Source organism: Oleiharenicola lentus, from assembly GCF_051660365.1.
GTDB classification, from domain to species: domain Bacteria; phylum Verrucomicrobiota; class Verrucomicrobiia; order Opitutales; family Opitutaceae; genus Lacunisphaera; species Lacunisphaera lenta_A.
Map to the genome: position 1 here is coordinate 1,153,188 of NZ_JBOZXB010000001.1, position 12,372 is coordinate 1,165,559.

A 12,372-nucleotide genomic window follows, 5' to 3' on the forward strand; every position below is an offset into this window, starting at 1 on the left:
TCCTTTATGAAAATCCTCGCCAGCTTACTATTCCTCACGGCGGTCGTTTTGTCCCCCGCGGACGAAGTAATCATCAATTTCCAGAGTCCAGAGTTACGCGATCACGCCAATGTTCCGCTCGTCGACGGTCGCCTCGTCCTGCTCATCGCTAACGTCGGTTCCGCCAACACCGCCGGCACCGGTTTTAGCACCCTCACCGCCGGCAACTTAAACGTCGGCGACTACCTGAACGGAGGCCTCTATCAAATCATCATGCGCGCCCAGATAGACTCCAGTTGGGACGGCCCGGGCACATTCATCGATTCAGCCGCCCACATCCCGCTCCAACAAAATCCATTTCCCAATCTCAGCACCGGCGACCAACTCGCGGTCGTGTGGTTCTCCAATTTGAACTACGCCACCAGCTACTCTTCCAGCGCGAACCTTCCTTACGGGCTTTACAGCCTCTCTGCCTGGCAAGTTCCCTCCCCTGGCTTCATCCCCGATTTCTCCGTGCCGGCCGGCACGGTCGCATCCTATCTCACTCTCTCCGCCATCCCAGAACCTTCCACCTACGCAATAATCTTCGGCGCACTCGCACTCGGCCTCGCCGCCTACCGCCAACGCTCCCGCTAATCCTTTCTCTTTGTCTGAATCGTTCTTTTTCTACGCAGAAAAATCTCCCGGCGAACGAGCACGATTAGGAGAACTTAAATAGCTTTCGACCTGCCCCACTTCGCCGAATGAATTCCACGCCGCCGCCCGAGATTCCCGAAAAACTTCCAGTAAGTTTACGCGAAACACTTCACACCGGCACCTCCACCCGCTCGCACACCCTCGCCCCTTTTCCGCCGGCGAGCCCGACTACGGTGGAAGCGATCGATCAGCCTGCTGACCAAATCTCCACGCCCGCTCCTCGCGTCCCGTAAAATTTATCCGTGGTTTTTTATCCGCGTAATCCGTGGTAAATAAAACCAACGATTCGGCCACTACTCCCGCCTTTCGGGCAATTCGTGAAATCTGTGTCTGCCTTTTCCTGCTTTCCTAATTTCCACATTCAGAATTTCTCCGCGCCTCACTCCACGCGCGGACGCACGAATTGCCCCTTCGGCATCCCCGAAGCCACTGCGCCGTTCGCCCACACCGGCACGCCGCGCACATAAGTATCCGTCACTTTCACGCGCGATTTCCGACCGAGATACGCGCTAATCGGATGATGCGTCCACAAGTCCTCCGCTGCGATCACGTCGGCTTTCTTTGCGATCTCCACGAGCGAGAAATCCGCATCGAGTCCTTCAGCCAGCGAGCCTTTCCGATCATCGATCCGGAACCGCCGCGCGACATTCCGCGCCAGCACCGCCGCGAGCCGCGGCCAATCTTGATCGAGCGTGGCGACCGTTTCGTTCATCAACAGCTGCGCGCCATGCTGCACGCCACCGATGCCGCCCCAAATTTCGAAAAAGTTTTCCGACGTTTTCATCTCCGCTGGCGCGGGCGAGTGATCCGAGCCAACCGTCTGGATATTTCCCGCGAGCAACTCGCCCCACAGCGCGACTCGACGCTTCTCGTCGCGAATCGGCGGCGCGCATTTCGCCGGTGCACCGATTTTCGCGACATCTTTGTCGTTTAACAAAAGATAATGCGGACACGTCTCCGCCGTCACATCGACGCGATTGGCGCGCGCTTCTTCGATCAGAGCGACGCCTTCGGGACTACTCACGTGGACCACGTGCAACGCACAGCCCGTCTCGCCGGCAAACTCCAGCGCCATGCGAATCGCCGCGAGTTCGACTTCGACCGGCCGCGACGCGAGCCACGCCTTCGCGTCGAATTTCTTTTTCGCTTTCTGCTCGGCGGTAAACTTCGCCGCGAGCGCGTCGTCCTCGGCGTGCACCGCGACGAGCAACCCGAGTTTCGCCGCGCGCTTCATGCCTTCGTAAAGCGTCTTCGGATCCGCGCGACCAAAACTGTCGATGCCGCTGTTACACATGAACGCTTTTACGCCCATCGCTCCGCCGTCACGTAGTCCGGCGAGGCGATCCAAATTTCCCGGCACCAAGCCGCCCCACAGACCGAAATCGGTGCACGACTTCACCTCAGCCATGATGCGCTTCTCACGCATCGTCGCCGAGTCGAGCACCGGCGGCTCGGAGTTGAGCGGCATGTCGAAAAAGCAGGTGCCGCCGCCTGCCGCGAGTGCGAGCGAACCGTGCGCAAGGCCTTCCCATTCGGCGCGCCCCGGCTCGTTGAAATGCACGTGCGCATCGATGATGCCGGGAAAAATATATTTCCCGGCGGCGTCGAGCGTTTGAAACGTGTTGTCGGTGAGTTCGGGCGCGATCGCGACGATTTTGCCGCGCAGAATCCCCAACTCCAGTTCGTGAATCCCCTCGGGCGTGACCACGCGCCCACCACGCACGACGAGATCGAGTTTCTCGATCTCCGGCTCCACTTCGCGCGGCGGACGCCCGCCGTTCATGCGGGACGTAAATTTGCGCACCTGGTCGCCTCGGGATTCTTTCTTAGCCATGTCCGCTCAGCCTTGCGGTTGTTCGGAGAGAAGCAGCAAAAATTCCACGATCACGGCTAACGCCACGCCGATATCTTTCGGCGCCGCGTATTCGTCGGGGTGATGACTCAAGCCCTCGCGGCACCGCACAAACAACATCGCGATCTCGGTGAGTTGCGCCATCACCACGCCATCGTGCCCCGCACCACTCACGAGCGACAGGCTGCGGCCTTGCACTGACTTTACCACGCGCGCGAGTTGGTCAGTCAGTTCCGGCGAACACGCCACCGCGCCGTTATCTTGCGTGCGCTGCCACGACACTTTGAGTCCGCGTCGCTTCGCGATCTGCGCGGCGACTTTTCCAAGCGCCAACAACGCTTTTTTCCGCGACGCATCGCGCGCATGCCGCACGTCGAGCGTATGCACCACGCCGCCGGGAATCACATTCGCCGCCCCGGGCGCCACGCTGAGCGCTCCGATCGTGGCCACCAACCCATCCCGCGACGCTCGCGCCAACTGCTCCGCCGCGAGCGTAAACTCCGCCGCACCCGCAAGCGCATCGCGGCGTAACTTCATCGGCGTCGTGCCCGCGTGGCCGGCCTTGCCCGTCCAGGTCAGTTTGAAACGACTTTGCCCCGCGATCGCCGAGACGACGCCCACCGCGATTTTTTCCGCTTCGAGCACCGGTCCTTGTTCAATGTGCACTTCCACGTAGCCGAGCAAATCGCGTCGCGCGTGCGTCGGTTTCGGCAGCATAAACTTACCGCCATTAAATTTCTCCAACGCTGCGCGAATCGTGACGCCTTCCACGTCTTTGAGCTGCAGCGTCTGCTCTTTAAGTTTTCCCGTGTAGCCCTCGCTCCCGAGATAGGCGCTTGCGAAGCGCACGCCTTCTTCCTCGGAAAACCCGATCACTTCGACGTGAAACGGCAGCCGCACGCCGCGGTCGCGGATTTCCGCCAGCGCCGCGATCGGCAGTAACACGCCGAGCGGCCCATCGTAGTTGCCGGCATCGCGCACCGTGTCCAAATGCGAGCCGAGCAAAAGCGTTGGCGCATTCGGGATCGCGGATTCGAAGCGGCCGATGATGTTACCCACGCTATCGGTGCGCACGGTGAGTCCGGCCGCTTGCATCCGCGCACTCACAAACTGCGTCGCGCGCGCCATCGCGGGCGAAAGAAACGTGCGGGTCAATTTGCCCGGCTCGTCGGAAATCGCCCCGAGTTCTCCGAGGTCTGCCACGAGTTTTTTGAGAACCGCCTTCATGAATCGCTCAACTCCCGCGATACGTTTGATACGACCACGGCGTCACGAGCAGCGGCACGTGATACGAACCGTTGATATCGGTGATGCGAAACGCGATTGGCACTTCGTCCAGGAAGTCGCAGGCCACGCCACGCGCAGTGAAATAGTCCTTCACGCCAAAAATGAGCTCATAAGCACCGACGTCCATTTGCTCATGAGTAAGGAGCGGCGCATCGGTGCGGCCATCGGCGTTGGTGGTTACGCTCGCGAGCAGCTCAGGCGCGTCGTCGCCGTGACGAATGAGTTGAATCTTCATCCCCGCTGCCGGCTTCCCGAGCGAGAGATCAAGGACGTGCGTGCTGAGTTTGGCGGGCATGGGAAAGACGAGACACGAATTTCACTAATTTCACGAAAACAAAATCTCCCGGTTTGAAAATCGGGGCGTAATGCCCTCCTGAAATTCGTGTGCTTCGTGAAATTCGTGTCTCAGTTTTTCGAATCCGCGAGCGTGTCTTGCAGTCTGAGCCACGCGATTTTTTCGATCTCGGCGAGGGCGGCGGCGTGCTCCGTCGCGGGATCGTGGTGCATCCGGATACGCATGGCGTCGAGGATCGCGCTCTTCGCGTTCAAACGCGCGCAGATGATGAACGGGAAATTAAACTTCGCGCGGTAGGCGTCGTTGTTGGCCTGAAATTCCGCGAGTTCCGCGTCGGTGAGCGCGCTCAAGCCGGCGGCGGCTTGCTCGCCGGTGGACTCTTTCGTGAGCTGGTTTTGTCGCGCAAGACGACCGGCGAGGTCGGGGTGCGCGTTGATGAGCGCAAGCTGACGTTCGCGCGGAGCCCCTTGCATCGTCGCGCAAAGTTCAGTGTGCAGGTGCTTGACGTCGCGGAACGGCCGGCGCGACCACGTCTCCTCAGCGACCCAAGGGGAATGCTCGAACAAGTGCGCAAGCGCAGCGGTGAAAGCGGCGCGGTCGGCGGAGTTTAAAACAGCCAGCGTCATACGGAAAAGCTCCAAATACCAACCGCCAAGCTCCAGAGAAACATTAAGCGCAAATTTTCAAATCGGAGGTTCGAGAGATGCAGTTTCATTGGTGCTTGGACGTGGGAGCTTGGTGCTTTCGCTGCCTACGGCAGCAGTTCGTAGGCCGGGAGGGAGAGGAATTCGTCGAAGGTTTCGCTCTTGGACATGCGCATGAAGAGTTCGACCGCTTCCTCGAAATGTCCGCCATCGAAACGGGCATCGCCATATTCGGCGCGAATCGCCGCGAGTTCGTTCGGAAGCAGTTCGTCGTAGAGCGCGGCGGTGATGGCGCGGCCATCGTCGAGCTTCGCGCGGAATTTGAGCCATTGCCAAAGTTGCGAGCGCGAGATTTCGGCGGTCGCAAGATCTTCCATCAGGTTGTGAATCGGCTCCGCACCCGAACCGCCGAGCCACGCTTCGAGGTAACGCACGCCGACGTGCAAGTTCCAGCGCACGCCTTTTTCGGTGATCGGGCCGGCCGGCGGCGCGAGGAGATCGGCGGCGGTGACTTTCACATCGTGGATGACGTGAAGTTGGTTCGCGCCTTTCATGTGTTGCGCGAAGGCGTCGAGCGCGGTTTGCACGAGGCCGGGGTGCGCGACCCACGTGCCGTCGTGGCCGCGCGAGGCTTCGCGCTCCTTGTCGGCGCGGACTTTTGCTAACGCGGCGTCGTTGGCGGCGGGATTATTTTTAATCGGAATCTGCGCCGCCATGCCGCCCATCGCGTAAGCGCCACGGCGGTGACAGACGTTGATGACGTGCGTGACGTAGGCTTGTAAAAACGGCGACGTCATCGTGATGAGCGTGCGGTCCGGGAAAAGATAGCCCGGCAGGTTGCGCAGCTTTTTCACGAAGCTGAACATATAGTCCCAGCGTCCGCAGTTAAGGCCGGCGATGTGTTCGCGCAGTTCGTAGAGAATTTCCTCGGCCTCGAATACGGCGGTGATCGTCTCGATGAGCACGGTGGCGCGCACCGTCCCGCGCGGGAGGCCGAGTTCGGCTTGCGCGTGGACAAAGACGTCATTCCACAAACGCGCTTCGAGGTGGCTCTCCATTTTCGGCAGGTAGAAATACGGGCCGCTGCCCCGCGCGAGCAGCGCCTTGGCGTTGTGGAAAAAGTAGAAACCCCAGTCGAAGAGCGACGCCGACACGCGCGCGCCGTCGCAGAACACGTGTTTCTCCTCCATGTGCCAGCCGCGCGGGCGCGAGTGGATCACCGCGATTTTTTCCTTCAACGCATATTGTTTCCCTTCCGGACTCGTGTAAGCGAGCGTGAGGCGCGCGGCGTCGCGCATGTTAAGCTGCCCGTTGAGGCAATTTTCCCACGTCGGCGAATTGGCGTCTTCGAAATCGGCCATCCAGCATTGCGCGCCGGAGTTGAGGGCGTTGATCGCCATCTTGCGTTCCACCGGGCCGGTGATTTCGGTGCGGCGATCGATGAGGTCGGCAGGGATCGGCGCGACTTTCCAATCGCCGCTGCGGATGGACGCGGTTTCAGAGAGAAAGTCGGGCAATTTGCCGCCATCGATCTCGCGCTGACGCTCGACGCGCTTCGCGAGCAGTTCGGCGCGGAGCGGTTGGAATTTGCGCACGAGCCCGGCGACGAACCGGCACGCTGCCGGCGTGAAGATTTGTTCGTAGCCCGGGTGGAGCGGCCCACGGATTTCGAGGCCTTCGATGACGGGAAATTTGGCGGCTGACATAGGGGTAAGGCGCGAAAAGTAGCTTATGACATTGTCAGGTGTCAGCATCATATTCTAACTGCGCCGCATGAAGATCGTCTCGAATCGTTACGGGAAACGCCGGGTGCGCGTGCTCAAGGTTATCCGCGACGGTGCGCGTCATGAGGTGAAGGAACTCGATTGCGCCGTGCTGCTCGAAGGCGATTTCGGCTCCTCGTATTTCGACGCTGATAACAGCAAAGTCGTGCCGACCGACACCGTTAAAAATACGATTACGATTCTCGCACATAAACTCCTCGGGTTGGAAACAGAGCGCTTCGGTCTGGAACTCGGGCGTCATTTCATCGGCAAATACGCGCAGGTGCAACGCGTGCACATCGAACTCAGCGAGCGCCCGTGGAATCGCCACGCGATCGGCGGCACGCCGCACGAGCATACGTTCCTCGCGGGCAGCGGCGCGCCGTTCGTGAAAATCCTCGCAACGCGTGGCAGCGCCGAGGAAATCGAATCTGGCGTCGATGATTTGCTCGTGATGAAATCCACCGGCTCCGGTTTTAAAGATTATCCGCGCTGCGACTACACGACCCTGCCCGAAACCGACGACCGCATCCTCGCCACCAAAGTCCGCGCCTCGTGGCACTACGCGAGCGTCCCGGCAGATTTCAATGCGGCCAACAAAACCGTGCTCGAGGCGGTGCTGCGGATCTTCGCGGTGAATTTCAGCGCGTCCGTGCAAGCCACGATGAGCCAGATGGCCGAAGCCGCATTTCTCGCGTGCCAGGAAATTAACCGCGTCACGCTCGCGTTGCCGAACAAACATTACCTGCTCGCGAACCTGAAGCCGTTTGGCCTCGAAAACCCCAATATCACGTTCGTCCCCACCGACGAACCCCACGGGCAAATCGAAGCCACGTTCAACCGATAAAAAACAGGAGTTTTAAGAAACCACGAATGGACACGAATTAACACGAATACAGGAAAGGAAACCCAAACTCATTACCCGAGTTTTGATTCGTGTGCATTCGTGTCCATTCGTGGTTAAAAATTATATTTTATGAGCACAGAAAATTTCATGCATGAAGCCATCAAGCTTGCCGACGAAGGCATGCAAGGCGGACGCGGCGGCCCGTTTGGCTGCGTGGTGGTGCGTCACGGCGAAATCGTCGGACGTGGCAACAACCGCGTCACTTCGACCAACGACCCGACCGCGCACGCCGAGGTCACCGCGATTCGCGACGCGTGCACGAACCTCAAAACGTTCCAACTTCAAGACTGCGAACTCTACACGAGTTGCGAGCCGTGCCCGATGTGCCTTTCCGCGATTTACTGGGCGCGCATCCCGACGGTGTTCTACGGCAACACGCGCGCCGACGCCGCCGCGATTGGCTTCGACGACGATTTCATCTACCAACAAGTCCCGCTGCCGATCGAGAAGCGCTCCGTAAAAATGAGCCCCTTCCTCCGCGACGCCGCCCAAGCCACGTTTAAAGGCTGGGCCAGCAAACAAGACAAGGTGAAGTATTGAGGGAGCAGTTCCCTTCGTGCAGTAGGCGCATCCATATTGGTGTAGGTGGCGCGTGAACGCGCCACCTACAAAGAAGCACGGATAAGCCGCAACACCCCGGCCCGCTCGGAGATCGGGCCCTACCTCACGCTGCGCATTTTTTCGGTAACCTTCGCGGGCTGGCGCGGTTGTCTTCGGACACCCACTCCTCCGATGCTTACCGATCTCCGTTACGCTTTCCGCCAGCTCGCGAAATCCCGCGGCTTTGCTTTCATTGCCGTGTTCACACTCGCCGTCGGCATTGGCGCTTCGACGGCGATGTTCAGCACGTTGCGGGCGCTGGTCGTGCAGCCGTTCGACTATCCGCAGTCGGATGAAATCGTGCAGATTTGGTCGGGCCGCGATAGCGGCTGGCCGTTGTCGCCGGCGGACTTTCGCGATCTTCACGAACAGACGACTTCGTTCGAAAATTTCGGCGTGTATGCGCCGGGCACGGTAAATGTCGGTCTGGAAAACGCCCAGGCGGTGCGCGGTGCACGCACGACCGCGGCGGTGTTGCCGGTGTTCGGCATCGCGCCGCTGCGCGGACGTCTGTTCACCGACGACGATTGCCTCGAAGGCGCCGCGCCGGTCGTGATCCTCAGCTACAAACTCTGGCAGCAAACCTTTGGCGGCGACCCCGCTTTAATCGGCCGCACGATTCGCATTAATGGCAGTGACGCGACCGTCGTCGGCATCATGCCAGCGCAGTTCGAATTCGCCGCGCCGTGGATGCGCACGGACGATTGCCAGATCTGGCAGCCTTATCGTTTCACGGAAAAAGAGCGCACGCAGCGCGACAGCCATTGGCTGTGTGGCGTGGCGCGTTTGCGCGACGGCGTGACGCGCGGCGTCGCCGAGGCCGAGATTCGGGCGATCGGAAAAAAATTAACCGCACTCTATCCCGACTCGAATAGCCGAAAAGAATTTGGCGTAAACTCGCTCCACTACGAAATGACGAAAGACGTGGGCAAAAGCGTGTGGATGCTCTTCGGCGCAGTCGCGCTGGTGTTGCTCGTGGCGTGCGCGAATGTCGCGTCGATGCTGCTGGCGCGCAGTGCGCAGCGGCAGGGCGAGTTCGGCGTGCGCGTCGCGCTCGGAGCCACACGCGCGCGACTGGTGCGACTCGCGCTCGCGGAAAGCGGCGCGCTGGCCGCGCTGGGCGCCACGTTCGGATGTTTGCTGGCCTTCGGTGGCATCAAAGCGTTGCAACACATCGCGCCGGTCAGCGCGGCGCGCAAAGCCGCGATCACGCTCGACGGCTCCGCGCTGCTGTTTGCCATCGGCGCCTGTTTGCTCACCGCGCTGCTGGCGGGAATTCCACCGGCGCTGGCGGCGGCACGCACTTCACTCGCAGGCGTGATCCGCAGCGATGCGCGCGGCGCGGTCGGCTCGCGGTCGCGTCAGATCATGCTGCGCTCGCTGGTGATTGCGCAGATCGCGCTCGCGTTCGTGCTCGCGAACGGCGCGGCGCTTTTCTCCACGAGTTATTTCAAAATCATCGAGCAAAACAAAACGCTCGATACCGACACGGTGCTCACCGCGAAACTCCACCTGCGCGGCGACACCTACAAAGAGATCGAGACGCGCGTGCGTTTTTGGAAACGACTCGAGGAAACTCTCGCCGAGTTGCCGGGCGTCACCTCGGTCGGGCTCACGTCCAAACTGCCGCTCGAAGGGGGCAGCAACACGAGCGCGCTCGTGAACGACGAAGTTTACGATCCCACCGTGCAACGCACGAGCGTCGAACGTTCCTCCGTCACCGCAGATTATTTCACCACCATGGGCATCGCGCTGGTGCGTGGACGCAACCTGACACCAGCCGACGATATGCAGAAAGGCGGCCAGCTCGGCGTGATCGTGAATCGGGCTTTCGTTGAAAAATGCTGGCCGAACAAAGATCCCATCGGCCAGGTGTTCCGTGCCAACCAGGCGAAGGATCCGTGGTATACCGCCACCGTCGTCGGCGTCGTCGAAAACGTCCGCCAATGGAGCGCCACCGCCAAAGTGCAGCCGGAAATGTATACGACTCCGCCGGGCCACTGGGGCAACAGCGTGCACATTAATCTGCGCTCGAGCCAATCCGCCGTGCGCTTGACGCCCCTGCTTCGCCAGGCCCTCGCCCAGCTCGACCGCGAACTGCCGCTGGAAGATATCCGCACGTTCGACCAAGTCGTGCGCAAGTCCACCGCCAGCGAACGCGCTGTCGCGGGCCTCGTAAACTTTTTCATGGTCACTGCCCTCGCGCTCGTCGCGGTCGGGCTCTATGGCACGCTCAGTTATCACATCGTGCAACGCACCCGCGAAATCGGCGTGCGTCTCGCCCTCGGCGCGCTAGGCGGCAATGTGCTCCGCCTGGTCTTGGGGCAAGGGCTGCGCTGGGTCGCGCTCGGTCTGGTAATCGGACTCGCGGGAACTTTCGCGCTTACGAAAGTGCTGAAGGGCCTCGTCTATGGCATGGAAGGACTCACCGCGCCACCGCTCCTGCTCGCGGCTGCGGTCGTGGCTTTCGCGGGAACGATGGCGATTTTGATTCCGGCGTGGCGGGCTTCTAAAATGGACCCACTGGTAGCGCTGCGGATCGACTGAAATAGGTAGGCCGATCTCCGAGCGGGCCGCGAGTAGTCTGATTACACTCGGCCCGCCCGGAGGTCGGGCCCTACCCGTTGATTTCAAACACTGAATTAAACGCGGGAACAACCTGCGCTCACTCCAGCCTTGCCCGGCTGGCCAGGTTGGGTAGCTGTCACACTTCCCCATGCGTTTACCTCTTCGTTCCGCTTCCGCGACCGCAGCTGTTTTGATGGCGTCGTTCGTCTCGTTCACGTCGCTTTTTGCGCAAATCCCAGGCAACCCGGCCGCCGTTCCGGCGACTGCAGCGCCACTCACTGCTCCCGTCGCCGTGCCAGTGCCGACGTCGAGCATCGTGGAAAACGCCGTCGTGAAAGTGTTCGCCACGATGCGTTACGCGGACACCTACAAGCCGTGGACCAAGCAAGCCCCGAGCGAAGCCACTGGCACCGGCGTGATCATCGAGGGCAAACGCATCCTCACCAACGCCCACGTCGTGCTCTACGCGAGCCAGGTGCAAGTGCAGGCGAATCAGTCCGGCGACAAAATTGCCGCGACCGTGGAATTCATTTCACCCGGCATGGATCTCGCGATTCTGAAACTCGAAGACGAATCGATGTTCGACACCCGCCAGCCCTTGCCCCGCGCGAGTGCGTTGCCGGAGATCAAGGATTCCGTGCTCGTCTATGGTTATCCCACCGGGGGCACAAGCCTCTCAATCACGAAGGGCATTGTTTCACGCGTGGATTTTACCGCGTATAATTTTCCTGCGACAGGGCTGCGCATCCAGATCGACGCCGCCATCAATCCCGGCAACAGCGGCGGCCCGGCGGTCGATGGCGAAAAGATGATCGGCCTCGCGTTCAGCCGGCTCGGCGGCGGCGACAACATCGGTTATATCATCCCCAACGAGGAAATTGAAATTTTCCTCAAGGACGTCGAGGACGGCACCTACCACGGCAAGCCGACTTCACACGATTCACTCCAGACGTTTGAAAACCCCGCCCTGCGTCCTTACCTCAAAGCAGAGAAAGGGATCGAAGGCATGATCTTCTCCAACGCCGACGACGAGACGCGCAAAGACTATCCGCTGAAACGCTGGGACGTCATCACCCATATCGGCGACACGCCGATCGACAATCAGGGCATGATTAAAGTCGGTTCGAATCTGCGCGTGAACTTTGCGTATCTGATCCAGAAGCTCGCAAAAAACAACACCGTGCAACTCACCGTCGTGCGCGCGGGCAAATCGCAGAAGATCGATCTGCCGCTCGTCACCGACCGCCCCATGCTGATGCCCGATCTGCAGGGCGCCTACCCGTCCTACTTCGTTTACGGCCCGTTGGTGTTCTCGGCCGCCACGCAGCAATTCATCGGCGGCTTTAACAATATCGGCGCGCAGATCAGCTTCAGCGCGCGCGGGAGCCCGCTGGTTCTCCGCCGCAGCGACCGTCCCGCGTTTGACGGTGAAGAACTGGTGGTCGTGGCGTCGCCTTTTTTCCCGCACAAACTTTCGCGCGGTTACTCCTCACCGTTCACCGGCGTGATCCACACCATCAACGGCACTGAAATCAAGAACCTCGCCCACCTCGTGAGTTTTCTGCGCGACTGCAAAGATGAGTTCATCGTCCTCGATTTCCACGGACGTGGTTACGAGACGCTCGTTTTCCCGCGCAAGGAAATGGTCGAGGCCACCGAGGATATTCTCAGTGACAACGGCGTCCGCGCCCAAGGCTCGGCTGATGTGCTGAAGCTCTGGGATAAGAAGTAGGCGGAGAATAAAGGTGGAACCTGCCCTCCGGGCAGGTTGATTCGCGCGT

General features: G+C 60.5%; 11 protein-coding genes. 6 read left to right on the forward strand and 5 right to left on the reverse strand.

Annotated features, from left to right (window positions below):
- The first annotated feature begins 6 nt into the window (after positions 1–6).
- Positions 7–615, forward strand: a complete 609-nt coding sequence (locus ACRRQW_RS04095; RefSeq protein ID WP_438479984.1) for a hypothetical protein — start codon at positions 7–9, stop codon at positions 613–615.
- A gap of 107 nt (positions 616–722) precedes the next feature.
- The gene (locus tag ACRRQW_RS04100) at positions 723–908 is read left to right on the forward strand and encodes a hypothetical protein (RefSeq protein WP_438479985.1); all 186 of its coding nucleotides are present in this window, start codon (positions 723–725) and stop codon (positions 906–908) included.
- A gap of 146 nt (positions 909–1,054) precedes the next feature.
- Here ACRRQW_RS04100 and allB read toward each other — a convergent pair whose 3' ends face one another.
- The 5 genes from allB to aceB form a co-directional block, all read right to left on the reverse strand.
- The gene (gene allB / locus ACRRQW_RS04105) at positions 1,055–2,509 is read right to left on the reverse strand and encodes an allantoinase AllB (protein ID WP_438479986.1); all 1,455 of its coding nucleotides are present in this window, start codon (positions 2,507–2,509) and stop codon (positions 1,055–1,057) included.
- Between the two features lie 6 nt (positions 2,510–2,515).
- The gene (locus ACRRQW_RS04110) at positions 2,516–3,754 is read right to left on the reverse strand and encodes an allantoate amidohydrolase (protein ID WP_438479987.1); all 1,239 of its coding nucleotides are present in this window, start codon (positions 3,752–3,754) and stop codon (positions 2,516–2,518) included.
- Between the two features lie 7 nt (positions 3,755–3,761).
- Complete coding sequence (gene uraH / locus ACRRQW_RS04115; RefSeq protein WP_438479988.1) at positions 3,762–4,109, reverse strand: hydroxyisourate hydrolase; 348 nt, start codon at positions 4,107–4,109, stop codon at positions 3,762–3,764.
- Positions 4,110–4,219: 110 nt separating this feature from the next.
- A complete protein-coding gene (uraD, locus tag ACRRQW_RS04120) occupies positions 4,220–4,735 on the reverse strand; it encodes a 2-oxo-4-hydroxy-4-carboxy-5-ureidoimidazoline decarboxylase (RefSeq protein ID WP_438479989.1) in 516 nt (171 codons plus the stop codon).
- 125 nt (positions 4,736–4,860) lie between these two features.
- A complete protein-coding gene (gene aceB / locus ACRRQW_RS04125; RefSeq protein WP_438479990.1) occupies positions 4,861–6,459 on the reverse strand; it encodes a malate synthase A in 1,599 nt (532 codons plus the stop codon).
- 67 nt (positions 6,460–6,526) lie between these two features.
- Here aceB and pucL point away from each other — a divergent pair, with 67 nt between their 5' ends.
- The 4 genes from pucL to ACRRQW_RS04145 all read left to right on the forward strand — a co-directional run bounded on the left by pucL (position 6,527) and on the right by ACRRQW_RS04145 (position 12,323).
- On the forward strand, positions 6,527–7,363 hold the full coding sequence (gene pucL, locus ACRRQW_RS04130; protein ID WP_438479991.1) for a factor-independent urate hydroxylase: 837 nt from the start codon (positions 6,527–6,529) through the stop codon (positions 7,361–7,363).
- 129 nt (positions 7,364–7,492) lie between these two features.
- Entirely contained in the window at positions 7,493–7,963 is a 471-nt protein-coding gene (locus ACRRQW_RS04135) for a nucleoside deaminase (protein WP_438479992.1), read from the forward strand.
- Positions 7,964–8,155: 192 nt separating this feature from the next.
- Positions 8,156–10,570 carry an ABC transporter permease gene (locus ACRRQW_RS04140; RefSeq protein WP_438479993.1) on the forward strand — a complete coding sequence of 805 codons (2,415 nt, stop codon included), beginning with the start codon at positions 8,156–8,158 and terminating at the stop codon, positions 10,568–10,570.
- 169 nt (positions 10,571–10,739) lie between these two features.
- Positions 10,740–12,323 carry a trypsin-like peptidase domain-containing protein gene (locus tag ACRRQW_RS04145; protein WP_438479994.1) on the forward strand — a complete coding sequence of 528 codons (1,584 nt, stop codon included), beginning with the start codon at positions 10,740–10,742 and terminating at the stop codon, positions 12,321–12,323.
- Positions 12,324–12,372: the final 49 nt, after the last annotated feature.

Coding starts and splice junctions, on each gene's coding strand:
- ACRRQW_RS04095 (WP_438479984.1), top strand. CDS start 7: ATGAAAATCCTCGCCAGCTTACTATTCCTCACGGCGGTCGTTTTGTCC.
- ACRRQW_RS04100 (WP_438479985.1), top strand. CDS start 723: ATGAATTCCACGCCGCCGCCCGAGATTCCCGAAAAACTTCCAGTAAGT.
- allB (WP_438479986.1), bottom strand. CDS start 2,509: ATGGCTAAGAAAGAATCCCGAGGCGACCAGGTGCGCAAATTTACGTCC.
- ACRRQW_RS04110 (WP_438479987.1), bottom strand. CDS start 3,754: ATGAAGGCGGTTCTCAAAAAACTCGTGGCAGACCTCGGAGAACTCGGG.
- uraH (WP_438479988.1), bottom strand. CDS start 4,109: ATGCCCGCCAAACTCAGCACGCACGTCCTTGATCTCTCGCTCGGGAAG.
- uraD (WP_438479989.1), bottom strand. CDS start 4,735: ATGACGCTGGCTGTTTTAAACTCCGCCGACCGCGCCGCTTTCACCGCT.
- aceB (WP_438479990.1), bottom strand. CDS start 6,459: ATGTCAGCCGCCAAATTTCCCGTCATCGAAGGCCTCGAAATCCGTGGG.
- pucL (WP_438479991.1), top strand. CDS start 6,527: ATGAAGATCGTCTCGAATCGTTACGGGAAACGCCGGGTGCGCGTGCTC.
- ACRRQW_RS04135 (WP_438479992.1), top strand. CDS start 7,493: ATGAGCACAGAAAATTTCATGCATGAAGCCATCAAGCTTGCCGACGAA.
- ACRRQW_RS04140 (WP_438479993.1), top strand. CDS start 8,156: ATGCTTACCGATCTCCGTTACGCTTTCCGCCAGCTCGCGAAATCCCGC.
- ACRRQW_RS04145 (WP_438479994.1), top strand. CDS start 10,740: ATGCGTTTACCTCTTCGTTCCGCTTCCGCGACCGCAGCTGTTTTGATG.